The 25,729-nt window shown below is 45.9% G+C and carries 21 protein-coding genes; 16 read left to right on the forward strand and 5 right to left on the reverse strand.

All coding sequences use genetic code 11. The annotated features are described in order from the left end of the window. Positions 1–11: 11 nt before the first annotated feature. Together QUB10_RS23620 and QUB10_RS23625 are read right to left on the reverse strand one after the other, a co-directional pair. Entirely contained in the window at positions 12–1,472 is a 1,461-nt protein-coding gene (locus tag QUB10_RS23620; RefSeq protein WP_333205680.1) for a serine/threonine-protein kinase, read from the reverse strand. Positions 1,473–1,604: 132 nt separating this feature from the next. Further along, a complete protein-coding gene (locus tag QUB10_RS23625) occupies positions 1,605–2,609 on the reverse strand; it encodes a LysR family transcriptional regulator (protein WP_333054398.1) in 1,005 nt (334 codons plus the stop codon). A gap of 296 nt (positions 2,610–2,905) precedes the next feature. Between QUB10_RS23625 and QUB10_RS23630 the strand changes: the two genes are divergently transcribed. The 7 genes from QUB10_RS23630 (at position 2,906) to QUB10_RS23660 (ending at position 10,331) form a co-directional block, all read left to right on the forward strand. Continuing rightward, on the forward strand, positions 2,906–3,619 hold the full coding sequence (locus QUB10_RS23630; RefSeq protein ID WP_333205681.1) for an NnrU family protein: 714 nt from the start codon (positions 2,906–2,908) through the stop codon (positions 3,617–3,619). 44 nt (positions 3,620–3,663) lie between these two features. Further along, on the forward strand, positions 3,664–4,041 hold the full coding sequence (locus tag QUB10_RS23635; RefSeq protein ID WP_333205682.1) for a thioredoxin family protein: 378 nt from the start codon (positions 3,664–3,666) through the stop codon (positions 4,039–4,041). A 363-nt stretch (positions 4,042–4,404) separates the two neighbouring features. Then, on the forward strand, positions 4,405–6,450 hold the full coding sequence (locus tag QUB10_RS23640) for an NAD(P)H-quinone oxidoreductase subunit 5 (RefSeq protein WP_333205683.1): 2,046 nt from the start codon (positions 4,405–4,407) through the stop codon (positions 6,448–6,450). Between the two features lie 458 nt (positions 6,451–6,908). Then, the gene (locus QUB10_RS23645) at positions 6,909–8,495 is read left to right on the forward strand and encodes an NAD(P)H-quinone oxidoreductase subunit 4 (protein WP_445300801.1); all 1,587 of its coding nucleotides are present in this window, start codon (positions 6,909–6,911) and stop codon (positions 8,493–8,495) included. Between the two features lie 223 nt (positions 8,496–8,718). Beyond that, positions 8,719–9,705, forward strand: a complete 987-nt coding sequence (locus QUB10_RS23650; RefSeq protein WP_333205684.1) for a hypothetical protein — start codon at positions 8,719–8,721, stop codon at positions 9,703–9,705. A 75-nt stretch (positions 9,706–9,780) separates the two neighbouring features. Further along, positions 9,781–10,017, forward strand: a complete 237-nt coding sequence (locus QUB10_RS23655; RefSeq protein WP_333205685.1) for a type II toxin-antitoxin system Phd/YefM family antitoxin — start codon at positions 9,781–9,783, stop codon at positions 10,015–10,017. Then, positions 10,014–10,331: a type II toxin-antitoxin system VapC family toxin gene (locus tag QUB10_RS23660; RefSeq protein WP_333205686.1), complete on the forward strand. Its 318-nt coding sequence runs from the start codon at positions 10,014–10,016 to the stop codon at positions 10,329–10,331. The genes QUB10_RS23655 and QUB10_RS23660 overlap by 4 nt, the downstream gene beginning before the upstream one ends. Positions 10,332–10,451: 120 nt before the next feature. On the opposite strand, the gene QUB10_RS23665 is transcribed toward QUB10_RS23660, so the two are convergent. Further along, positions 10,452–10,796, reverse strand: coding sequence for a metalloregulator ArsR/SmtB family transcription factor (locus QUB10_RS23665; protein ID WP_333063467.1), 345 nt, complete (start codon positions 10,794–10,796; stop codon positions 10,452–10,454). A gap of 97 nt (positions 10,797–10,893) precedes the next feature. Here QUB10_RS23665 and QUB10_RS23670 point away from each other — a divergent pair, with 97 nt between their 5' ends. The 4 genes from QUB10_RS23670 (at position 10,894) to QUB10_RS23685 (ending at position 13,755) form a co-directional block, all read left to right on the forward strand. Further along, positions 10,894–11,595 (forward strand): MBL fold metallo-hydrolase, encoded by a 702-nt coding sequence (locus tag QUB10_RS23670; protein ID WP_333205697.1) that lies wholly within the window; start codon positions 10,894–10,896, stop codon positions 11,593–11,595. Between the two features lie 31 nt (positions 11,596–11,626). Further along, on the forward strand, positions 11,627–12,178 hold the full coding sequence (locus tag QUB10_RS23675; protein WP_333205687.1) for a rhodanese-like domain-containing protein: 552 nt from the start codon (positions 11,627–11,629) through the stop codon (positions 12,176–12,178). Beyond that, positions 12,175–13,059, forward strand: a complete 885-nt coding sequence (locus QUB10_RS23680; RefSeq protein ID WP_333205688.1) for a sulfite exporter TauE/SafE family protein — start codon at positions 12,175–12,177, stop codon at positions 13,057–13,059. Before QUB10_RS23675 ends, QUB10_RS23680 begins: the two co-directional genes overlap by 4 nt. 306 nt (positions 13,060–13,365) lie before the next feature. Continuing rightward, positions 13,366–13,755 carry a hypothetical protein gene (locus tag QUB10_RS23685; RefSeq protein WP_333205689.1) on the forward strand — a complete coding sequence of 130 codons (390 nt, stop codon included), beginning with the start codon at positions 13,366–13,368 and terminating at the stop codon, positions 13,753–13,755. A gap of 7 nt (positions 13,756–13,762) precedes the next feature. Here QUB10_RS23685 and QUB10_RS23690 read toward each other — a convergent pair whose 3' ends face one another. Beyond that, entirely contained in the window at positions 13,763–13,924 is a 162-nt protein-coding gene (locus tag QUB10_RS23690) for a hypothetical protein (protein WP_333205690.1), read from the reverse strand. Positions 13,925–14,439: 515 nt separating this feature from the next. On the opposite strand from QUB10_RS23690, the gene QUB10_RS23695 reads away from it, so the two are divergent. Next, the gene (locus QUB10_RS23695) at positions 14,440–16,470 is read left to right on the forward strand and encodes a bifunctional serine/threonine-protein kinase/formylglycine-generating enzyme family protein (protein ID WP_333205691.1); all 2,031 of its coding nucleotides are present in this window, start codon (positions 14,440–14,442) and stop codon (positions 16,468–16,470) included. Between the two features lie 450 nt (positions 16,471–16,920). On the opposite strand, the gene QUB10_RS23700 is transcribed toward QUB10_RS23695, so the two are convergent. After that, on the reverse strand, positions 16,921–18,696 hold the full coding sequence (locus QUB10_RS23700) for an EamA family transporter (RefSeq protein WP_333205692.1): 1,776 nt from the start codon (positions 18,694–18,696) through the stop codon (positions 16,921–16,923). A gap of 810 nt (positions 18,697–19,506) precedes the next feature. On the opposite strand from QUB10_RS23700, the gene QUB10_RS23705 reads away from it, so the two are divergent. From QUB10_RS23705 to QUB10_RS23720, 4 genes are all read left to right on the forward strand, one after another. Then, positions 19,507–22,842: an amino acid adenylation domain-containing protein gene (locus QUB10_RS23705; RefSeq protein ID WP_333205693.1), complete on the forward strand. Its 3,336-nt coding sequence runs from the start codon at positions 19,507–19,509 to the stop codon at positions 22,840–22,842. Between the two features lie 237 nt (positions 22,843–23,079). Next, entirely contained in the window at positions 23,080–24,177 is a 1,098-nt protein-coding gene (locus QUB10_RS23710) for a HAMP domain-containing sensor histidine kinase (protein WP_333205694.1), read from the forward strand. 732 nt (positions 24,178–24,909) lie between these two features. Then, positions 24,910–25,077, forward strand: a complete 168-nt coding sequence (locus tag QUB10_RS23715; protein WP_194067329.1) for a LysM peptidoglycan-binding domain-containing protein — start codon at positions 24,910–24,912, stop codon at positions 25,075–25,077. 191 nt (positions 25,078–25,268) lie between these two features. Next, complete coding sequence (locus QUB10_RS23720; RefSeq protein ID WP_333205695.1) at positions 25,269–25,529, forward strand: beta/gamma crystallin-related protein; 261 nt, start codon at positions 25,269–25,271, stop codon at positions 25,527–25,529. The last annotated feature ends 200 nt before the right edge of the window (positions 25,530–25,729 follow it).

Here is a 25,729-nt window from a genome sequence, read left to right on the forward strand (position 1 = left end):
TGACTATTAGCTTAAAAAATATTAGAAAGTAACTTATAAATCAGGCGAAAAATAGCTGTTCCAGCGATCGCACCCAAAGCACCCAACCATCCCACAAATAACACGCCAGTGATCGGAGAATTCGGATCAATCGCAAGTGCCGCCGTCTGCAAAGCCGGGAAAAACCACAGCAAAGCCACAGTACCTGCACCAATAATCAACATCTCAGTTTGTTCGATCGCCCTGCGGTACTGCCCGTAAATCAAACCCGCCACAATCATCCCCAACAATCCGATACTCAAGCCAGGAGAGGGCAGCAAACTCGTCAGGGCGATCGTCAGCACCCCCGCCTCAAAACCCGTAAACGCCGCCCCCGACAAAACCTCCCAAATCGAAAAAGTCGCTCTCTGCGAAGGTTGCAGCCCTCCGGGATGTGTGGCAGGAACAGGTATAGGAGGCTGCTGAGTCGGTGGTAGCTGCTGAGTCGGTAGGGGAGTCGGAGTCCGTAGGGTCGGTGGCAGCACGACGATGTTAGGCTGTTGAGGCCGAGACATCAGAGCCGCTTCCACCTCACTGGCAGATTGAAACCGCTGGCTGGGAGCTGATAATAACATTCGATCGAGAACATGAGCCAAACGCGAACTTACCTGCACCCGCGACTGCCAATTCCACTCATTTCTGTAACTATCAAACAACTCCGTCGGCTGCAAACCACTCAGCAAAGTAATACAAGTCACAGCCAAAGCATACAAATCCGTTGCCGGATAAACTTCTTGCCCGCTCATCTGTTCTGGCGGAGCATAACCCAAAGAATAAATACCAGTCGAAGCTTTTGCACTCCCAACACTTTGTGTTACTTGTTTAACAGCCCCAAAATCTAATAAATAAAGCCGACCGTTTTTACCCCGCATAATATTAGCAGGTTTAATATCCCGGTGAATCGAACCGCGAGAGTGCACAAAATCGAGAACCTTCAAAATTTCCCGCAGCACCTCCACCGTTTCCGCCTCCGAAAATCGGCCTTTAACAGCCTGTTCATCCTCCAAATTTTTACCGTCAATAAATTCTTGAACCAGATAGAAAAACTGATCGTTTTTTCCCGGCTGCAAACTCGTAACAGTCAGCTCAAAAAACGCCAGCAAACTCGGAATTTGCGAATGTTCGTTTCCCAGTTCTTCCAGCACCGCAGCTTCCCGTTCAAACAGAGTTTGAGCGATTTTTAGCTGGGGCGGAGTCAGACTTACCGACGGCTGCAAAAGTTTAGCAACGCACTGCCGCATCGCCGGAGTATCCCGGTCTCTGGCCAAAAATGCCGCCCCAAAACCGCCTTGACCCAACAACCTCACGGGCAAATAGCGGCCCCTCAAAATCAGGGGCATCCCGCAAGTCGTGCAAAACTTTTGCTGCACGGTTTTCAGCCGCGAACTGTCATCGAGGTCGGGAAAATAGTTTTGAGGGCGCGGGCAGCCCGGTCGGGTGCAGTAAACTTCCATTTTTGTTTGGTAAGGAGAAGGAAGAGGGAAGAGGAAAGAAGGAAAAGGGAAGAACGAAGAAAAAGTGATGGTTAAACCAGATTTCGATTTCTCAACTCACCGCGAACTGCTAACTGCCAGCGACCTAAGAGATTAACTTCCCGCCGAGTTGGGAGTTCCTATTTCTATGAATCCCAAATCGAGCGCCGGGGGTTCTTTCTTCTCCAGGATGGTCGAATAAGTAGCAAACTGGGGCAAAATTTCATTGCTGAAAGCCTCTGCTGCTTTAGAACGGTAGCGGTTGGGGTTGTAAATCAGCGACAAAATGCGAGTTACCAAAACTTCGTCCATTTGAGATTTGTGCAAGACGCCCATAAGCAACTCTTTTTCGATCGCCGAAACCGAGACAAAAGCAGCTCCCAGCCCCGACTGAACGGCATTTTTAATGGCTTCGATCGAATTTAGTTCCATCTCGATTTTCAAGCGGCGCGTGTCTATGCCGCAGCGAGTCAGTACCTGATCGATTACTTTGCGGATCGTAGACTGCGAATCGAGGGAAATAAACTGCAATTTGTAAAGGTCTTCTTTTTGGATAGTTTCTTGTTGTACCATCGGGTGAGATGGAGGAAGAATCAGAGCAAGTTCGTCCTCAGCGTAAGGAACAATTTCTAAAGCTTCTACAAGTTCGGTAGGAATTTCTCCGCCAACAATTGCCAAATCGATTTGCCCGTTTGCCACACTCCACGCCGTGCGGCGGGTCGAGTGAACGTGAAGCTGTACTGCTACATCCGGGTACTTTTGGCGAAACATCCCGATCATCCGGGGCAGCAAATAGGTTCCCGTTGTTTGAGAAGCGCCGACGATCAAAGTACCACCTTGGAGATTTTGCAAGTCTTCCAGAGCTCGACAAGTTTCCTGGCAAAGCGATAAAATTTTCTCGCCGTAACTCAGCAGCAGGTGTCCGGCTTCGGTTAGTTGCGCCCGCCGCCCCCCCCGGTCAAACAGTGGCACGTCCAATTGTCTCTCTAAGTTTTGCACCTGCAAGCTAACTGCTGGCTGGGATACATAGAGGCTGTCCGCGGCGCGTTTGAAGCTTCCTTCAGAGGCGATCGCCTTGAGAATGCGTAACTGGTCTAAAGTGAAAGGAAGGTCAGACATATATCTAAATTGTCAGTAGGTGTAGGGGCGGGTCTTCTGTCAATCTCTGCGGTCAATCGACAAGCTGGTTCGATTTGGTGTGCAACAGTCGGAGTTGACTTCGATGCCAGTCATTTGGCTGCAACACACGCAACCTTAAAGTCAGTTGTACTCGTCCTCTGTCTGCGGTCTTTAGTTGCGATTGGGTCACTAATGACTGATGACTGATGAGTGATGACTGATAACCGCTGAATGCTCCCATAGATACTTTGTGACACAAATTGGCCGAGAATCAATAACTTTTCTTAATATTTGCAATGACGATCGACTTGGCGCTCGACTCCCACTTAGTTATTCTGGGTCTATTACTGGTTTTTGCGATCGCCCACAGCGGTTTAGCAGCCCTCCGGCCCAAAGGTGAAAAGCTTATCGGGCCGAGACTTTATCGCGTTTTGTTTGCCCTTGTCAGTTTGCCGCTAGCCGTCATTCTGATTGTCTACTTTTTCAACCACCGCTACGACGGCGTACAGCTTTGGCAAGTACAGGGAGTACCCGGAGTTAAACCCGCAGTTTGGATACTTTCGGCAATTTCCTTTCTGTTTTTGTACCCAGCAACTTTCAACCTCCTAGAAATTGCCGCCGTCCAAAAGCCCCAAGTTCACCTCTACGAAACTGGCATCATTCGCATCACCCGTCACCCGCAAATGGTGGGACAGGTGATTTGGTGCGTGGCCCACACCCTGTGGATTGGCACTAGCTTTACCCTTGTCACTTCCATCGGTTTGGTACTTCACCACCTGTTCGGAGTGTGGCACGGCGACAGGCGACTTCAGGCTCGTTTTGGAGAATCCTTTGAAACCATCAAATCTCGAACATCAATCATGCCTTTTTTGGCAATCCTACAAAAGCGTCAAACCCTTGATTTGCTTGAATTTCTGCGCCCTTCCTATCTAGGTGTAGTCATTTTTACGGGCCTGCTGTGGGAAATTCATCCTTTTTTGATGCGTGTAACTAGGAACATATACTGGTAGCATGATCCCTAGGATAGAAAAAAATTATTAAATTTTGAGGGCTCATGGTGTTGTCGGTTAGCGAACGCACTTTTGCACAAGAGGTGTTTCAAGCCTCTACCCCCGTTTTAGTTCACTTTTCGGCTCCTTGGTGCGGTTTGTGCCGCGCGATCGACCCCACGCTTAAGACTTTTGAAGCACAGTGGGCAGGAAAAGTCAAGCTCGTAGGGGTGAATGCCGATCAATGTTTCAAGTTGGCCCACACTTATCGGCTGACAAGTCTGCCCACGCTGATTTTGTTTGAGGGCGATAAAGTTCTATTTAGATTTGAAGACTACCAAGGACGCGAGGAACTGCGGCGGACTCTGGATTCCTGGATGCTGGCGGCTCAGGTAGCTTCCCCATCTCAACGGCTGCAACTTCAGGAAGTAGTCAACAGGTAAGGGTTCCAAGGCATTCGGCTCTTGTTTAGAAGGCCTTCGGCTTTTATGTCGGAAGCAGAAGGCATTCCCCATTTTTCCATCAACCATCTGACACCAAAATAAATCACGCCGTCTTGAAGGTACAGGACTGTGAGATTTGTTGTATAGTTTTCCTTTGCACCGGAATAATAATTTTCGGCGTTTATTGCGATCGTCTCGCCCGCGATGAAAAAAGTAGTGAGATCGTCTCGCTCGTGATCGCACTCGGCTATAGCAATACTTAAAGAATTGGATCGAGTATTTTGGCCCAGTCGCGCAGGCGTGTGTCACAATTGTTTACAGTTTTGGCAATATCTAGTAGAAACTTTAAACTACCTATCAGTGATGGAACTGCTTTATCAATATGCTTGGCTGATTCCTGTCCTGCCACTGGCAGGCGCAATGCTAGTAGGTCTAGGCTTAATCACCTTTAACCAGGCAACCAACAAACTCCGACAAGCGAATGCGATATTAATCGTCTCCGCACTCGGAGGGTCAATGGTACTCTCCTTCGCATTGCTGTGGAGTCAACTACAGGGCCACGCACCCTACACCCGCAGTATTCAGTGGGCTTCTGCTGGCGACTTCTCGCTGAATATGGGCTATATTATCGACCCCCTAACGTCGGTGATGCTGGCGATCGTCACTACGGTCGCCTTTTTGGTGATGATTTACACCGACGGCTACATGGCTCACGATGACGGGTACGTGCGCTTTTACGCCTACCTGAGCATCTTCAGCGCCTCGATGTTAGGTCTCGTAGTCAGCCCGAACATCGTTCAGATTTACATTTTTTGGGAACTCGTAGGTATGTGTTCGTACCTGCTAGTCGGATTTTGGTACGATCGCAAACCCGCTGCTGACGCTTGCCAAAAAGCTTTTGTCACCAACCGCGTCGGCGACTTCGGCCTACTGCTGGGCATCCTCGGCATTTACTGGGCCACCGGCAGCTTTGAATTTGAGGTGATGGGCGAACGCCTGCACTCCTTAGTAGAATCCGGTGCTCTTTCGGCTACTCTGGCGACAATCTTCGGCGTCCTCATATTTTTGGGGCCAGCCGCCAAATCCGCTCAATTCCCCCTCCACGTCTGGCTGCCAGACGCAATGGAAGGCCCGACACCGATTTCTGCCTTAATCCACGCCGCGACAATGGTAGCCGCCGGCGTATTCCTGATCGCTCGGATGTACCCGGTGTTTGAAGGGCTGCCGACAGTCATGAATTTGATCGCCTGCACCGGCTGTTTTACGGCATTTATGGGTGCTTCGATCGCGATTACCCAAAATGACATCAAAAAAGGCCTCGCCTACTCCACCATCTCCCAACTCGGCTACATGGTGATGGCAATGGGCGTCGGCGCTTACAGTGCCGGACTTTTCCACTTGATGACTCACGCTTACTTCAAAGCAATGCTGTTCCTGTGTTCAGGTTCAGTGATTCACGGTATGGAAGCAGTTGTAGGCCACAACCCCGCACTCGCTCAAGATATGCGAGTCATGGGCGGCTTGCGGAAATATATGCCGATTACCGCTTCTTGCTTTTTAATCGGAAATTTGGCAATCTGCGGAATTCCGCCCTTTGCTGGTTTTTGGTCAAAAGACGAAATCCTCGCCAGCGCCTTCTCCGCAAATCCCGCTCTGTGGGCTGTTAGCTGGCTGACGGCCGGGATGACCGCGTTTTATATGTTCCGAATGTATTTCAGCACCTTTGAGGGCGAATTCCGGGGCAATAACAACGCTATCAAACAGCAACTTCTGCAACCGGGTTTAGTTTTCGGCCCCGGAGCAATGAACGTTAAGGAATTGGCATCAACTGGCGACAGTCACGATGAGCACGATCATTTGCCTCACGAATCTCCTCTGACAATGGCTCTGCCGTTAGTGTTGCTGGCAGTACCTTCTGTGTTTATCGGTTTTCTTGGTACGCCGTTTGCCAATTATTTCGAGCAGTTTGTTCGCGCTCCGGGCGAGTCTCTCGAAGAAGTTTTGGAACACGCTGCTGAGTTCAATTTGACGGAATTTTTGATTATGGGCGGGAGCTCTGTAGGTATTGCTTTGCTGGGCATTACTTTGGCTTCTCTGATGTATTTGAGCCGTAAAATTGACGCAAGTGCGATCGCCCAAAAAATCAAACCGCTTTACGAGTTCTCCCTCAACAAGTGGTATCTCGACGATATCAACGAATTTCTCTTTGTCAAAGGCAGCCGCCGTTTGGCACGGCAAGTCATGGAAGTTGATTTGCGAGTCGTCGATGGTGTCGTCAACTTGACAGGTTTTATCGCCCTGGTTAGTGGCGAAGGTTTGAAATACTTTGAGAGCGGTCGCGCTCAATTTTATGCCCTGATTGTGTTTGTCGCAGTTCTGGGTTTTGCGATCGTTTCTGGAGTCGGTTAAATCTGTAGGGACACGGCCTTTAGTGTCAACTTAATGTCAAACCGACTGTATCTCTTGTTTGTCTCGAAGTCTAGATCCCCCCTAACCCCCCTTGATAAGGGGGGAACAAGAGTATTCTCTCAAAGTCAACCCCTACTCCCCTTCTTAAGGGGGATTTAGGGGGATATGAACTGGGCGAGCAACGAAAGATACAAAAGTTTTTAGGGTTAATTTTACACGCTTTGGGCATTGCTGTATGCCCACCAGAAGATATTTTAAGAACGGGTATTAGCTCAAAAACTCACAATTGACAATTAGCAAATAGAAATAAATTTTTGATTAAACTTAACTGTTGCGATCGCATAAATTGTCCAAATAATAGCCAAAAAAATTGTTACGTCTAAAGAAAGTATAAAATTTACGCCAAAATTGGCAAAATGTGTTTAAACCTAATAACTGATGGATCATTTTAAAACGCAATGGATACAGCTAACTTTCCCTGGTTAACAACAACAATTCTGTTTCCCATTGCTGCGTCCTTGCTGATTCCTTTAATTCCCGATAAGGATGGCAAGACGGTGCGGTGGTATGCCCTAATTGTGGGTTTGATCGATTTTGCCCTACTTGTTTACGCTTTTTACACTCAGTACGACTTCAGCAATCCAGATTTGCAACTGGTAGAAAGTTATACTTGGGTGCAGCAACTCGATTTAAATTGGTCTGTGGGTGCTGACGGTTTATCGATGCCGCTGATTTTGCTGACGGGTTTTATTACTACGCTGGCTACTTTAGCAGCTTGGCCGGTCACATTTAAACCGAAGCTATTTTACTTTTTGATGCTGACAATGTACGGCGGCCAAATCGCAGTTTTTGCCGTACAGGATATGTTGCTGTTTTTCCTAGTTTGGGAACTGGAATTAGTCCCGATTTACCTGATTTTGTCAATCTGGGGCGGCAAGAAGCGCCTCTACGCAGCAACTAAGTTTATCCTATACACCGCAGGCGGTTCGCTGTTTATTTTGCTGGGCGCGCTAACGATGGCGTTTTACGGGGATACGGTGACTTTCGATATGCGGGCGATCGCAGCTAAAGATTACGCCCCCACTGTAGAATTGCTCCTGTATACAGGTTTCTTAATAGCTTACGGCGTCAAACTGCCAATTTTTCCGCTGCACACTTGGCTCCCTGATGCTCACGGCGAAGCAACCGCACCCGCCCACATGTTGCTAGCAGGAATTCTGCTAAAAATGGGCGGCTATGCTTTACTGCGGATGAATGCGGGAATGCTCCCCGATGCTCACGCTGTCTTCGCACCCATCTTGGTAATTTTGGGTGTGGTTAACATTGTTTACGCGGCTTTAACTTCTTTTGCTCAGCGAAATTTGAAGCGGAAAATTGCTTATTCTTCGATTTCGCACATGGGGTTTGTGTTAATCGGGATAGCTTCGTTTACCGATTTGGGTGTTAGCGGTGCAATGCTGCAAATGGTTTCCCACGGTTTAATCGGGGCGAGTTTGTTCTTTATGGTGGGTTGCACTTACGATCGCACTCACACGCTCATGCTGGACGAAATGGGCGGTGTAGGACAGAAAATGCGTAAGGTTTTCGCGATGTGGACTGCTTGTTCTATGGCTTCTTTGGCTTTACCGGGAATGAGCGGTTTTGTAGCAGAATTGATGGTGTTTGTAGGTTTTGCAACGAGCGATGCTTACAATCCTGTGTTTAAGGTTTGTGTGGTATTTCTAGCTGCTGTCGGGGTGATTTTGACTCCGATTTATCTGCTGTCGATGCTACGTGAAATCTTCTACGGCCCTGAAAATAAGGAATTGTCGGCTCACGAGGAATTGGTGGATGCGGAACCGCGAGAAGTGTTTATTATTGCGGCTCTATTAGTGCCGATTATTGGCATTGGTTTGTATCCGAAGATGCTGACTCAGGTTTACGATGCGACGACTGTACAGTTGACGGCTAAGCTGAGGGATTCCGTGCCTTCGTTGGTGGCTAAGGCTGCTGCGGATAAAACTGTGTCTCTGCGTGCTCCGGCGATCGAGCCGAGCAAGTTGTAATTTGAATTGGATTTAGGAAGAAAACCCCCAAACCCATTTTAAAGATAGAGTTTGGGGGTTTTCTATTTTTATTGATAGACAAATCAGGGAAACTTTGGCTCTCAAGCAATTACAATTTGGGTTGAAAAAGAAAGTGAGTATGCGGTATAATTAATAGTCATGCTGCTGAGCGAGCACTTAGCTCAAATTTAGAATTTGACCCCTATATTCAAAGAGGTAAGTTATGTCGCTGCTTCAAAACGCCATTGATTCCATACAGGTGGGTGTTGAAGACTATCTGATGGAGGACGACAGAAGAAACCTGTCTGCGGTGAGAAACATTTGCGCTGGAATACTTCTTCTCTACAAAGAAAAACTAAAGCGCTTATCGCCAGAACATGACAAAGAAGTTTTAATCAAACAATCTATCGTGCCTATTTGTGATGAAAATGGTAACATCTCATTTGTGGGAGATAGTGATAATAAAAAAACAGTAGATTTTTTCACAATTCAGAAAAGATTTAAAAGTTTGAAAATAATAGAAAACCCATCAGATTGGAAAAGCTTTGAAAAGCTCAACAAGCTCCGCAATAATATAGAACATTACTATACAGCTAACCCGTCTAGCGCAGTTCGTGAAGTCATTGTGAAGTCATTTCCTATAATTCAAGATTTCATTAGTCGATATTTAGAGGAAGAACCGTTTAACCTTCTTGGTGAAGAGTGCTGGGAAACTCTATTAGAAACAGAAGAGGTGTACAAAGCCGAAGAGGAAAATTGTAGACAATCCTGGGAGAAATTGGGCTTTAAAAGCTCGGTGTTAGAGCATATAGTAGAAAATATTAGATGTCCAGTCTGCCACTCAAATTTAATCAAAGCTCAAGATAAATCTAATATTTTTCCCTCTTTGAGTTGTAGCTCATGTAGTAACTCTTTTGAGATGAATGATGTAGTAGAAGATAACTGCTCATCATATGATGATGCTGATGATGCTGAAGATGAAGATAGTTTTGCTCATTGTAGCGATTGTGAAAGCTTGTCATCTGTAGTGAAATTGGGAGAGAAATGGATGTGCTTTTCTTGCCATAAAATTCACAACGATAACGATGTAGGCTGCTGTGAATACTGTAATAGATTTATTGCGGGAAATTTAGAAGATAGTTTTGTATCAGGTTGCTTCATGTGTGAAGGTCAAATGGGACATTACATGAATTCAAAAGCATACGATTAAGGTGTCCCCAGTGGACACGGCATAACAACGCCCATGCACCCGACAATCGAATGAGGTTTATACTGAGGCATTTTTATGTTGAACGTGACAGTTGACGAAATTCAGCGCGATCCTTCAAAGTATCTGCGTCAAGTGGAAGCAGGTGCAACTTTTGTTATCCTGCAAGCAGATAAGCCGATCGCCGAACAAATACCTATTTCTAGCAGCAAGCAATTACGACCATTCGGTTTGTATGCAGGCGAGTTTACTGTTCCAGATGATTTCGATGACCCTTTGCCAGAGGATATCCTCAGTGCATTTGAAGGTAAATGAAGATTCTGCTAGATACGCACATCTTTTTATGGTTCATCAGTGGCGACGCCCAGTTATCAACAGATGTTCGAGATGCAATTCGCGATCCAGATAATCAGGTATATTTGAGTGCACTTTCAGTCTGGGAAGCAATTGTCAAGTACCAATTGGGTAAGTTACCTCTGCAGGAGCATCTCGAAACATATTTACCCAAACAGCGCTATCTTCATCAAATTTTCAGTCTTGCTCTTCATGAAAGTAGCGTAGCTCAACGGGCTAAACTGCCACCATTACATCGCGATCCATTTGACACAATGCTTATCTGTCAAGCTTGACAGAATGGTCTGACTATTGCGACATTGGTGATGAATTATAAGCGTGCAGATAGCTAGATTTAGTGACATTTTTAGCACCACTATTGAGCGCACACAACACTTGCAACCAACAAAGCGTGGTTAGAGTTGACGCAATCTGTCGAGCTTTTTTAACTGTTGTGACTGTTCTTGCAATCGAGTTTCGAGCTTCTGACACACAAGTTCGCATAAATCAAAAATCATCGGGTCAGTGATTTGATAGTAAACACTGACTCCCTGCGGCTGCCGTTGAACGATGCCTGCCTGGGTCAAAATCTTGAGGTGCTTGGAAACATTGGCTTGCCCCAGCCCTGTTTCTTCAATGATTTCAGTGACATTTTTAGCACCACTCTTAAGCGCGCACAGCACTTGCAGGCGGCTAAGCTCTGATAAAACTTTGAAGTAGTCAGCAACCTGAGCGAGAGCGGAAACAGGAATTTGAGACATAAGCAGGAGTGAATAGATTTTGAGCGAGACTTGTTTTTAAGATAATACTACTATATAGTAATATTATCACTAAATATGTAATGAGAGGCTGATGGCTATGCTGTTTCGTCAACTTTTTGATCGGGAAAGCAGTACCTATACTTACCTGATTGCCGATCGCGCTTCCGCAGAAGCCCTATTGGTCGATCCAGTGTTGGAACAGGTTGAGCGAGATCTCAAATTGCTGAAAGAACTGGGTTTGACATTGCGTTATTGCTTGGAAACTCATGTTCATGCCGATCACATTACCAGTGCGTCTCAACTGCGGGAAGCAACAGGCTGTGTGAGTGTGGTTCCAGCCCAAGCACAGGTTAACTGTGCAGACCGTTTTATCCATCCAGGGGAAACGCTACAGCTTGGAACTGTGGAAGTGCAGGCGATCGCCACGCCAGGACACACAGATAGCCATATGGCATACCTCGTCAATGGAAGTCACTTGCTGACCGGCGATGCGTTATTTATTCGCGGCTGTGGACGCACAGATTTTCAAAGCGGGGATGCAGGAACCTTGTTTGATTCAGTCACTCAACGATTATTTACCTTGCCTGACTATACCTCGATCTATCCAGGACACGACTATCGCGGGCAAACTGTTTCTTCCATTGAGGAAGAAAAACGCTGGAACCCTAGGTTTACAGGGCGCAGCCGGGATGAGTTTATTCAATTTATGAATGCACTGAATCTGCCCAACCCTCAAAAAATGATGGAAGCCGTGCCAGCTAATGAACGGTGTGGCAACCTCACCTCAATTTCTGCCTAGACCTTTGATCTATTTTATTTGGAGTACAACTATGACACTGACTAACGATTCTCAACTTCAAGAAATTGATGCTCAAACCTTGAAACAATTGCTTGAGGAAAACGCCGTAACTTTAGTGGATGTTCGGGAATCTGCCGAATATGCAACTGAACGGATTCCCGGCGCAAAATTGCATCCACTTTCACAATTCGATCCACTTCAAGTACGACCGTCGGCGGGACAAAAACTCGTTCTCTACTGTCAATCGGGAAATCGCTCTGCCAAAGCCGCCAGACAATGTTTAGACGCAGGATTCAATTCTGTGATTCATCTGCGTGGCGGAATTCCTACTTGGAAAAATGCAGGGTATCCGATTGAAAAAAGTCAAAATGCGCCGATTAGCTTGTTTCGGCAAGTGCAGATTGTTGCAGGCTCATTGGTTGTTCTGGGAACAGTTTTAGGGGTGTTTGTCTCACCTAATTTTTTACTTCTGAGTGGATTTGTGGGTGCTGGCTTAGTGTTTGCTGGAATCACTAACACCTGTGCGATGGGAATGCTATTGGCAAAGTTACCTTATAACCAACAAGCCGGAAATAAATCATGATCTGGATAATTGGACATTTCCTGGCAGTTGGTATTGGTGTGAGTTTAGGCTTATTGGGCGGTGGTGGTTCTGTGCTAGCACTGCCTGTGCTAGTTTATGTGATGGGTGTTGCGCCTAAACCTGCGATCGCCATGACTTTGATTATTGTCGGGACTGTTAGCTTATTGGGCAGCATTCCCCATGGGCGGCGCGGTAATCTTAATCTCAAAACCGCAGTTATTTTTGGAACTGCAACCATGTTGGGGGCTTACCTCGGTGCAAGAATTGCGACGCTGCCGTTCATTACCAGCGCATTCCAGATGACCCTATTTGGATTGTCGATGCTGATTGCCGCAGGCTTGATGATTTATCGCACCACCTTATCAAAGACCGTATCTAGTAAGGATGAGCTAGAGGCTATCCAGTACGTCAAACCTGTTTGCAAATACTGCTGGCTATGGCTGATGACTGAAGGGATTGCAGTAGGGATTTTGACAGGATTAGTCGGTGTGGGTGGAGGGTTTGCGATCGTCCCGGCCTTGGTTTTATTGGGAAACGTACCCATGCGACAGGCGATCGGGACTTCTCTGCTAATTATTGCGTGTAATTCGGTCGCGGGTTTGCTAGGTTATTTAGGGCATATTTCCTTAGACTGGAATCTCACTGTTTCATTCACCTTTTTAGCTGGATGCGGAACGGTGATTGGGGCTTATCTTGCACAGTTTATTCCAGCGCAACAACTTCAAAAAGGCTTCGGTTACTTCCTGCTAGTAGTCGCCACATTCGTATTAGTCCAAAATCGTGATAGCTTACAGGGAATCAAAAAGTCATCTGCTGACCAGCCACCTCACAACGCACTTTCTGCAGACGGACGGGAGATGTCGGCTGTGATGCCGAGGTGATCTGCCGCTACTCATCTTAGCCCTTAGCTCGCGATCGCAATACCCAATACATTAAAAATACCAGTAGCTCGATCGCCCTTCAATGAGCGTGCGATCGCGCTTTTAGTTTTTACCCTTAATTCTTCTAGTTTCTATACTTGCTAGAATAAAATCGAATACTAACCGGACTGCAACTCATCCTAAAAACCATCAAAGACCTTTGCATCACTTGCCAAACAATCCTATGATGGTTCATCATGATCTTGATGATTGTTTCATTCTTATAAATCAGTTAATATGCGATCGCTTGTCTTGAGTCTAGGTCTCATGTGTTTAGCCACCCCCGCTGTTGCCACAACCTGCGAAGAAAGCTTTCAAAAAAAGGGCGACTTTTTGAATGGTGCCGCCTTTTCTGCCCGTGTTCAGGTTGAGGGGTTATCGGTAGAGAGAGCATTTTCCCAATTACGACCCATTTTGGCCCGCGAGAGCATCAAAACTATTAGCACCGATGTGAGCGCAGGTGTAATGAAAGCTGAAAATCCCGCAACAGCATTTCAGCGTGCTTTGCCAATTGATGTGTTTGCCTCAATGGATGGCAACCTATTAACTGTCGAGATGATCTTTACCATTCCGAGTGGGGTGGGTGCAAGTAAAGACACGGTGAAGGGATACTTGTGTGGCGCACTAAATCAATTGTTGCCCCCAACTACAAAGTAATATGTAATCATTCATTTGATGAATTGTAGTTTCCCACACTCGATCGCCATACCGAATATTTCAAAATTACCTGCGCGCGATCGATCTTGGGGTTTCTAGCCTGATTGTTATACGGAGAGTGCGATCGCTCTTTGGTTTGGGCGATCGCCGATTTGTACCATACTGGCATCTGTGAACAGATTATTGATTCCCCCAATTACGATAAGTTTAGATATATCAGCCGCTCGCAGTTTACTCCCAATTTAACTGCGTATTAAACGGAATGTGGCAGGTGTCTGGATCTCACGGAAATATCCATGTCAAAAGTGCGATCGGGATTTATCTTTAAATATCTTGATGCCTGCTTCCCAACATTTAGCAGATAATTCTAGTGTTTTTGGTTTGATCCCGGATGCAGCAGATTTCATCGGCTTAACCCGATCTTGAAGAAATCGAGGGATTGATATCAGTCGATTGGCGACTGTGGCGAGGAATATTGGCGTTAAAGAATAATGAACAAGTCAGTAAGTTATAATTCCTAAGTCAGAATATATTCGCCACGCACAAATGAGGGGTAATACCCACCGATTAACGATTAACGATTAACGATTACCGATTACCAATTACCAATTACCAGCCGAGTATCAATTAACAAATCAACCCGACATGATATCATAACCTTAACCAGATCATTTCTTCCCAGATATGTTCTACTGTTCTAATCCAAGTTGCTCCAATCCTTTCAATCCCGACAATTCTAAATTCTGTCAAAGTTGCGGCCAGTCCGACCTCACGCCTCTCTTCAGAAACCGCTACCGCGTGATTCGACTGTTGGGCGAAGGGGGATTTGGCAGAACTTATGAAGCGGTAGATACGGATCGCATGGACGATCCCTGCGTAATCAAGCAGTTTGTACCCCAATTTCAAGGAACCTCAGCACTTGAAAAAGCCGCACAATTGTTTAAGGAAGAAGCGAAACGACTTTACGAACTCGGCGAACATCCCCAAATTCCTCGATTAATTGCTTATTTTGAACAAGACAAGCGACTTTATTTAGTACAAGAGTTGATTGAGGGGCAAACTTTACTAGCAGAATTAACTCAGCAGGGTGTTTTTAGCGAAGAAAAAATTTGGCAGTTGTTGGCAGATACTTTGCCGATTTTGAAATTTGTGCACGATCGCCATGTCATTCACAGAGACATCAAACTTGAGAATATCATGCGCCGCCGCACCTCTGTTAACTCCTCCCTACCAAAGGCGGGAAATTTTCGGAATTCAGCTTTCCGAAGGGGAGGGCGGGGAGAGTTAGTTTTGATAGATTTCGGCATTTCCAAACAAGTGACGGGCTCCCTGATGAGCAAAGTAGGCACGACGGTAGGAACGCCCGGATATTCGCCTGTAGAACAAATGCGCGGTCAAGTTTTCCCCGGCAGCGATTTGTACAGTTTGGGAATAACTTGCCTGAGACTACTAACTCAATGTTTGCCAAAAATTGACGGTTCCGATGACCTTTATGACCCGATCAACGGCGGCTGGATGTGGAGAGAACGGTTGCCAGTCGGCACAAAAGTCAGCAGCGAGTTGGCAAATGTTTTAGACAAATTAATTCAAGATTATCTCAAAAATAGATATCAATCTGCTGATGAAGTAATCAAAGCTTTAAATCTCTATTCTTTACCTCCCCAACCCCCTTTTGTCAAGGGAGGACAACTTGCTTTAAGTTCTTCTGTGACAAAGGGAGGGCCACTTGCTTTAAAGTCTTCTGTGACAAAGGGAGGGCCACTTGCTATTAATACTCCGCTCAATCACAGCGGGCAAATCAATAGCAATATCTCTGTCAATCCCAGGGGAAAATCCAACACCAATCCGCCTCCTAACAAGGCATCGCAGAAAATTGCGGCTGTCAAAAACACTTTTGAATTTCAGGTGGTGACAGTAGACAAGCGCGGGAAGCCAACTAATGTTAACAGCGGCCAAGCGCGTTTTTTTGAAGAACATCTTGGTAGCAGTACAATGCTGGAAATGGTATCTGTTCCTGGCGGTACTTTCCTCATGGGTTCTCCAAAAGATCGGGGTGACAGCGACGAAAAACCGCAGCACCCAGTAACTTTAGGCTCTTTCTATATTAGCAAATTTCCAGTCACTCAGGCCCAGTGGACAGCAGTTGCAGCGCTGCCGGAAATTAAAATATTTCTGAATCCCAATGCGGCCCGTTTTAAAGGTGCAAATCGACCTGTAGAAAATGTATCTTGGTACGAGGCTGTGGAGTTTTGCGATCGACTTTCTCGCAAAACTGGTAAGAATTATCGCTTGCCTAGCGAAGCCCAATGGGAATATGCTTGCCGGGGGCAAACTACGGGGCCGTTTCATTTTGGGGAAACGATTACCAGCGAGTTAGCAAATTACAACGGAAATTCTAATTACGCTGATGCGTCGAAGGGAGTTTATCGCTTTCAAACGACAGATGTTGGCAGTTTTAAACCTAATGCTTTCGGATTGTACGATTTCCACGGAAATGTTTGGGAATGGTGCGCGGATTCTTGGCACAATAATTATAACGGTGCGCCTGCGGATGGTAGCGTTTGGGAGTCTGACGGGGACTCTTCGCTGAGGTTGTTGCGGGGGGGTTCTTGGAACGATCATCCTCCGAATTGTCGCAGCGCGTGTCGCCTCAGATATCAGCCGGATTGTAAGGCTAGTATTGTGGGTTTTCGAGTGGTTATTTCTGTTGTTTAAACTCCAATTGTAGGCATTCGTTCTCCTATCTTGAAATCAATACGGTTCAGTTAAGCCCGCTCCCCCCTTAGCTTGCCCCCTACTCAACCCCTACTCCCCTTCTTAAGGGGAGTAGGGGGTTGGACAAGAACTTACTCTTGCGTCCCCCTTAAGAAGGGGGATTTAGGGGTATCTCCGAAGAATAAACAGTTTTAACCCAAGCGTATTGATCTTGAAATGCCTCTGCGGTTTCCCTATCATATCGTTTCCGGTTGTATCGGAATGATTTAACCGCAGAGGGCGCAGAGAACGCAGAGGGAGAGAATACAGAGAGGAATAATTCCGATGCTACCGGATTTGATATCAATCAAAGATTTATGCAATAAGCCTATTGATATTGTCTCGGCATAGAGAAACCCGGTTTCTTCAAGAAACCGGGTTTGGGAATGGCCGATCGCCCAAATTCTTGCCTTAACTAGCCTTCTTTTGAGGAGCGACTATGCGTTCCACACTCATAGCAGCCACGCTCAACGTCACCACAGCCATGCCGAGAATTGCCACCGGCTGCAACTTTTCATTGATAATTAGAAAACCGAATAGTGCGGTCATTGCCGGCCCCAAAGTGCCAATTACTGACGCTAAGGCGGCCCCCGCAAACCGGATGGCAAAATTATTCAAAAGATAGCTAAACAGGGTCAGCACCCCTAAAACAACGCCTCCCAAAATCAAACCAGGCCAAACATTTTGGTCAATTTTAGGAGAAAAATTTTCCGACAGTGGCACCCACAAACTCAGGGAGGAAAATACAAAAATCGCGGCGAAATTAACTAAACTAAAAGGAATTGGGTGCAGCTTGCCCGCAGCCATTTGCGTCAGCAATACGTAACCTGCAAAGGTAATCCCAGAAGCCAGTGCTGCAGCGACTCCCACTCCAACATTGCCGCCGCCCGGAGCTGGGGCCGCAAAACTCGGCCACCCAGCTAAAATCAGACCTACGGTAATCCCGAATATCGCCAACAAACCGACTGTGCTGGGGCGAGAGCCAAACAAGATCCAAGAACCTAGTACGGTGACGATCGGATAAATAAAGAAAATCGTAATCGCAATCCCCGCCGGAATATTGCCGATCGCCAAATAAATCAAAACCTGAGACAAAAACAGAAAAAATGCGCTTCCTAAAACTTTACTCCACAAAGCTCGATCGCCCGACTGGAACAACCGCCTAATATCTTTCCAAACAGAAGGATACAGAAATGTCGCCAATATCGGCATCAAAGCCATCACCACGATCAGCCGCATCAACAAAATCAACAAAGAATTTCCAAAACCCGGAGTCACCACCCCCGGAAATTCAAACAAGCCAAAAACCACCCGAGGAGTTTTGCCTTTAATCAGAATTCTTAAACAAACATTAAACAGCGACAATACCACCGCCGAAGACAAAGCCAGCACCAAACCTGTCTGTACAGAAGGTGCTTTAGCGGATGCGGTCGAGGGCACTGAAGAGGGTGCCGGTACGGCTTCCCGCGGCCTTTCCACAGGTGTTGGCTGCAGAAGTTGCGGGCGGACAGAATTAACAGAATTAGTTGATTCTTCGACATAGGAATCTTGAGCATCGAAAGGATTCTCAAGATATTCTTCTTCTTCTTCGAGTTCTTCCCTGATGCGGTTTACGAGATTTTGTAACAGTTCTTCCCCTTGCCGCTCTAGGGTTTGCATATTGTTTAGCCGCACGGAAAGCTCGCTTTCATAGCTGCTCAAATCTTGTTCCAGCATCTGGAAACTGCGATCGATCCTTTCATCCAGCGCCGCCAGCAACTGCGAGGCGCGTTCGTCGTAGTTGCTTGGCGGCAGGGGTATCGGGAACTCGCCGCTGGGAATAGGGCTGCTGAGAGAATTTCCAGAGTTAGCGCTGAGTTCGTTGAACCGCTGCACCAACAAATCCTGCAAATTGTGAGCCAAAACTTGAGCCAACTGCTTCAGCCACAATTGCTGCTGCTGAATGTATCGCCCCGACAGAGATTCCATTTGCTGAGACTGCAATTTGCGATATTGCTCCCGCAGGTCTTCAATATCCTCAATCAGGTGATTTTTTTCAGTTTGCAGCCGAGTAATGTCTTGATTTAACTGACCTTTGACATTTTGATGCAAAGCGTCCAGTTCTTGCATTACTGAGTGGAGGACTTCTTCTGCTGATTGTACTTCCTCTGGCTCGTCCTTTGACGAGTATACGTTCCGCTGCGCCATTAGCCTATAACCTCTAATTTAAACTGCACGTTCACTGTTCTTAAGTATTTTGCCAAATCAGGCCGCAAGTTCTAGTGAGTTGATCTAAGAAATTGCGGACACTGTTGAATCAATAGTAGTCGCTAAGCTACAAATGTGAGAAAATTGCGTGAAGCAAAGCTATCCCGCTCTTAATCCCCCCAAGAACACTTTGTGCAATTAGAAATCATACTATAGCAATCCTCGCATCAGTTGTAAAAATATGTAGGGGTAGTGCTAAGAGTGCCTACCCCAGCCTGCATCGGGGCAACCGGGCGTGGGTTTCGCCCCTACAAGAATTACACAAATCATTGAGGATTGCTATACAGCTTGACCTCTCCACGAATTGCTCCCGGTAATTCTCGCATATAACTCACCCGATTGCACCCGACTCACAAACCTAAGAGCCCGTTCCGCGACTAAATTTGATTGGGGGGTGGCACTCCTAGCCCCTCAATGGATAACTCGATCCAGCAGGCAGAAACCCCGTTTCTTTTGCCCGCGTCTCTCCCGCACTCCCGCACCCAGATTTATTATATTAAAGGTTCCGATCTTTTGCTCGCGAAAGTTTTAAGAGGCGATCGCACCGTCAATCGATTTTAGATTTTAGATTTTAGATTTTAGAATTGAAGCCTTGACCCCACGGATAAATTCGGGGGGCAAGTTTCTCGGATACAGGTTTTTTATTTCTGGACGGATGAATCCGCAGGCTTGTATCCTGGATGCTGTCGGTCAAAAAACAACCCCACGCATCAAAAAATTAACACATCCCATCCCCTAAGAGCAACAGATATGGCCTCCGAAATTTATGACAATTCCTTTACAAAGGATATACAAAAACTGAATATTTCCTCAGAAGCCGAAGTGTTTGTCTTTCCGGCATCATTTGCCCAGCAGCGCTTGTGGTTTCTCGACCAATTCGCACCGGAAAACCCTTTCTATAATGTAGTAACAGCACTGCGCTTAACTGGTTCCCTCAACTTAACAGCCTTAGAGCAAACCTTCAACGAAATAGTGCAGCGCCACGAAACTTTGCGAACCACTTTTGCCGCGATATCAGGCCAACCAGTACAGATAATCTCTGCGGCTTTCAAGACTAATTTAAAAGTATTAGACTTGCAAGATTTGCCGCCAGAACAACGGCAAACAGAAGCCAAAAAACTCTCCGCAGCAGAATCTCTTCGCCCTTTCAATTTATCCACCGGGCCGCTGATGCGAGTCACCATCCTGCGGCTGACGGAGACCGAGCATATTCTATTGCTAAATATGCACCACATAGCCTCCGATGATTGGTCGATCGGTGTGCTAATTAGAGAAGTGCAGAGTATCTATACAGCTTTGATAAATCAACAGCCATCTCCCCTGCCAGAATTATCACTTCAATATGCCGACTTTGCCGAGTGGCAACGCGAATGGCTGCAAGGTGAAGTATTAGAAACTCAGCTTGCTTATTGGCGGCAGCAATTGCACGGAATTTCTGTGTTAAATTTGCCGACAGATCGCCCTGCACCAGCTAGGCAAAATTATCGCGGAAAAACTCAATATTTAGAACTGCCGAAAAAGCTGAAGGACGCACTTGTAGCGCTCTCGCAGCGAGAAGGAGCGACTTTATTTATGACAGTGCTCGCTGCATTTCAAACTTTGCTTTACCGCTACTCGCAACAAGAAGATATTGTTGTCGGTTCGCCGATCGCCAATCGCAACCGCAGCGAAATCGAAGCATTAATCGGCTTTTTTGTCAATACTTTAGTGCTGCGAACAGACTGTTCGGGAAACCCGACATTTCGAGATTTTTTGGGCCGGGTGCGGGAAGTAACCCTGGGAGCTTACGCTCACCAAGATTTGCCTTTTGAGAAGCTAGTCGAGGAATTGCACCCAGAGCGATCGTTGAATCGCCACCCGCTGTTTCAGGTGGTATTCGGGCTGCAAAATGCGCCGCTGGACGAGCTAGAATTGCCAGAATTAAAGTTGAGTTCTTTTCCTTTGGAGACTCAAACCACGCGCTTTGATTTAGAGCTGTATTTGTGGGAAGCTTCTGATAATTTTAGGAGCAGATACGGCGAACATTGGGAAGATTCGGAAGGACTCCGAGGCTTAGCTGTGTACAATACAGATTTATTTGATGAAGTTACGATCGCCCGAATGCTGAGGCATTTTAAAACGCTACTGGAAAGCATTGTGACTAATCCAGAACAAAGAATCGCTAACTTACCTTTATTGAGCGAGGATGAAGTGAATCAATTATTCAGAGAATGGAACGATACTCGGACAGATTATCCTCAAAATAAGTGCATTCATCAGTTATTTGAAGAGCGAGTCCAGCAGCATCTGGAGGATGTCGCCCTAACTTTCGACAGCCAGCACCTCACTTACAGAGAACTCAACAGTCGCAGCAACCAACTGGCGCGCTACCTACAAAAACTGGGCGTGGGGGCGGAGGTTTTAGTGGGGCTTTGTGCAGAGCGCTCGATCGACCTAATTGTCGGGATGTTGGCTATACTGAAAGCGGGAGGGGCTTATCTACCGTTAGATCCGAGCTATCCGCGCGATCGGCTAAACTTGATGCTGGAAGATGCTCAAGTTAAAGTCTTGCTAATTCAGGATAAATTGATTGAGAATTTCCTAGACTTCTCAAACTCGGTGATTTACTTCGATCGCGACTGGGAACACATAGCCAAAGAAAGCGCCGAAAATCCCGCCAACACCGTAACAGCAGACAACCTAGCTTACGTTATTTACACCTCTGGATCTACAGGAAAACCCAAGGGAGTTGCTGTCACCCACAAAGCAGTAAATCGGCTGGTACTCAACACAAATTATATAAAAATAGAACCTACAGATAAAATTGCCCAAGCATCAAACGCTTCATTCGATGCAGCCACATTCGAGATTTGGGGAGCTTTGCTTAACGGCGCTCAACTCGTGGGAATTAGCACAAATATTACCCTTTCGCCTCACGATTTAGCTTTAGAACTGCGCCAAGAAGGCATCACAGTTTTGTTTTTAACAACGGCATTATTTCAACAAATTGCTAGAGTTTTACCGCAAGCTTTTGATTCGCTGCGCTGCTTGCTGTTTGGCGGAGAATCTGTCGATATGAGATGGGTTAAAAAAGTCCTAAAACAGGCGCAAACCACTCAATTAATTCACGTTTACGGGCCTACAGAAAATACCACATTTTCGGCTTATTATTGCGTGCAAGACGTACCAGAAACCGCAACCTCTATCCCCATCGGCCGCCCGATCGCCAATACGCAAATTTATCTCCTCGATGCGGATTTGCAGCCGGTGGCGATCGGTGTTATAGGTCAATTGTACGTCGGCGGTGACGGACTAGCGAAAGGCTACCTCAACCAGCCAGATTTAACTGCTGCTGCATTCATTCCTAATCCTTTTAGCAATAAATCTGGTTCTAGCCTTTATAAAACAGGTGATTTAGGTCGCTATCTGGTTGACGGCAACATCGAGTTTTTAGGCCGCGTTGACGACCAAGTAAAAATTCGCGGCTACCGCATCGAGTTGGGAGAAATTGAAGCGGCTTTGTGCCAGCATCCACAAGTGCGCGAAGCAGTAGTAATTGTGAGGGAAGACATCCCCGACGATAAACATTTGGTAGCTTATGTTATTCCTGACGGTATTAATGAAAAATCAAAAAGTCACAATCTCAAGTCAAGTGACTTGCGCCAATTTTTGAAAGAAAAGTTACCAGGATATATGGTTCCTGCAAGTTATGCAGTGTTGGAGAATATGCCGCTGACGCCTAATGGCAAACTAGACCGCCGCGCCTTGCCTGATATAGAGACAGACAGCGAGGATATAACAGAAAATTATGTAGCGCCTAGGACTGATATCGAAGAAATGCTGGGGAAAATTTGGGCTAAGGTTTTGGGAAAACAGCAGGTTAGTATATACGATAATTTCTTTGAACTAGGGGGGCATTCCCTGCTAGCAACTCAGTTAATTTCTCGCATCCGAGACGCTTTGCAAGTCGAGTTATCGGTCAGCAATTTGTTTGAGGCTCCGACTGTGGCGAGTCTGGCAAAATACATTGAAACAATGCGCTGGGCCGCGACTGGTTTGGATACTCCCAGAACAGAGGAAAATGAGCGAGAAGATGTGGAATTCTAAGCCCTTACATAATTGGATGATTTTGATTGTTTTGTGGAATTGGCATTTGCCTGTCGGTAGAAATTACCGCAATGGGAACTGATATTCAAGCCTGTTTCACGAGGAGATTTAGACCTGTTACTTGCTAACCTCCTAAAGGCTGATGCTGCCTATATACTTGCAAAATTGCTCGCGGGGCATTATAAATAAGGGAGAAAATGTTCTCCCAACAGCGACTCATCCCGAAAATAAGAAACGATGTCCAACCAAGCGTCTGACCGTCTTAAACAAAATGCTGAAAAAATTATGCGGATGTGGGAGAAGCGGGCGCGTGATGAAGTCAGTGCATCAACGCATCAAAATTCTCTTGTCTTGCAAGATTCCCTACCTCTGTACTTAAACCAACTGGTGGATGAACTCTCAAACAGAATTGTCAGGACATCTGCCCGCATCACAGCCGACGAGGTAGAAAGTACGCGGATTGGCAAGCTGCATGGGCATGAACGGGCGGGGTATGCGGACTACTCCATGAGTCACCTCATTTTCGAGTATCACCTCCTCCGTCAAGTAATATTTCAAGTTTTAGAAGAAGAAGCACCTTTGGAAGTGCAAGATAGAGACATTATTATCGGCTCCATTGAGCAAGCCGTTAATGACGCCGCCACTCAATTCTCCGAAACGCTGCGAGATATTCAAGAACTATTTATGGTGACGCTAACTCACGACCTCAGAAATCCCATCAATGTCGTAAAAATGGGAACTCAACTAACTCTGCGGCGGCTTGAACGAGGAGATAGCCACGCGGATGTGGCCGCAAGGATGCTCAATGCGATCAATCGGCTGGATTCGATGATTCAAAATCTGCTGGATGCGAGTCGGCTGCGGGCAGGGCAGAGCTTAAAGATTGAATTTGAAGAATGCGATTTTGTGATGCTAGTCCAAGAGGTGGTAGAAGATTTGAGGTTCGCGTATGGAGATCGGTTTGTTGTAGTCTCTGATTCTGATATCACGAGCTATTGCAGTCGAAAAGAAATACGGCGGGTGATTGAAAATTTAGCAATTAACGCTGTGAAATATGGTGCGCCTAGTACGCCGATTACACTCACGCTCCAGCAAACTGAAACGCAGATCAGCCTCACCGTCCATAATGAAGGCGATCCGATCGCCCTAGACGCTCAATCCATCCTCTTTCAACAATTTCGTCGAACCATTTGTGCCGAGGAGCAAACTGGCTGGGGATTAGGATTATTTTTAGCAAAGAGTATTATTGAAGCCCATAAAGGGACACTTGCGGTTGAAAGTGCAGAGGGCAAGGGGACAAGCTTTATTATCAATTTACCAAAGGTTCTTCTTTAGTTCGGGACATTAAGACTAAGAAGAAAAATAGGTTATAAAATAATGAATCCACAGTCCACATTTTGAGTTGATCCAGAGAGGAAGCGCTTCAGCAAAGGCGATCGCTCTACACCCGCTATTTTTAAGCCGTCTGTCGTGCGAAGCAACGTTTTTCGGGAGTGACAAATCAGGGAGATATCTACCTCACGATATCCTCACATTTTCTTCACATTTTAAACGTAATATTGATCGCCCTAATTCCGCATCATGAAATCATAAAAGAGTAATCTCAGTTTTTTACCCGTACAGTAGATGAGGTCATTTACAATAACGACTTTTATGCCTGCCTGGTAATTTAATAACACTATTGATGAGTACGATAAACTCAACATAAGTAAGCAGCCTGACGCATTAAAACTGCAATTTAGTTATCTCAATATGGCTGTCAAAGTTATACTGTCAGGGAGACAAACAAGTTTTTACTAACAGCAATTATGAGGGTTTTTCCAACATTAAACTTGCGGATAAATCTTTAAATTTCTAATAACCTATTCACAATGATAGATATTTTATTCAACGATTAGGCTTAAGTTAGGTTTACGAGGAAAGAAACCAAATCTGAGATTCAATCGAAACTCGACGAGGTGAACAAAAGCCTCTAATTAGATCGAGAAAATCTGAATTTGCCTGCTGGAATCGTCTGAGAGAGTTTAGAAACAAAAGACAACGACCTTAACAACAAAGGAAAAAATCATGTCTAACAAAACACATACTGTAGCCGCTGGAGAAACATTTTCCAGTATTGCAGAGTTCCACTATGGTAATGGCAGTGATGCGAACGCGCAAAAAATTGCAGCTGCTAATCCTGGTGTTAGCCCTGGAAAATTACAAGTTGGTCAAACACTTCAAGTTCCTGCATAACAGGTTTGAAAAGCTTGTCAACATAGCTGCTTCTAATAGCAGCTATTAAGTAAGCATCCAGGAGGTTAGCCAATAAAACTAACCTTCTGCCCGCCCAAATTTCCCATAAAAAAGTTCCTGGTTAACAAAACTTTCGGTTGGATATTTTTTGGACTTTTTTAAATAAAACTGACTAATTTAGGAGACAGATAATGGCTGAAATAACTGTGTATAGCGATTCCAATTTTGGAGGTAATTCCAATACCTTTACCCAAGACTTAGCTAATATCGGAACTTTTTGGAACGACAAAATTACATCAGCTAAAGTAATCTCTGGTACATGGCAAGTTTTTGGGGATACTAACTTCACCGGGAGTAATGTGAAACTTCCACCGGGAGAGTATCCTAATCTTGCAATCAGCCCTGGTCGTATCAATAACGATAGCATTTCGTCGCTCAAGATTGTAGGATAACGAGCCAGAAAGCATCACATCCGTTGACCCCATTGCCTGTGGTGGCAGTGGGGAATTTTGATTTATGATTTAAGGAGAATACTCATGTCTTATCTTACGAAACTCTGTCAATCGTCAAGTTTAATATAGCCTTTCTCTGAAAGATGAGGTATCATGTTACTGACACTCACTCGTGAGGGTCAAACAGAGAAAATCAGCTC

The sequence above is a fragment of the Microcoleus sp. B5-D4 genome (assembly GCF_036705145.1).
In the GTDB taxonomy this organism is placed as follows: Bacteria; Cyanobacteriota; Cyanobacteriia; order Cyanobacteriales; family Microcoleaceae; genus Microcoleus.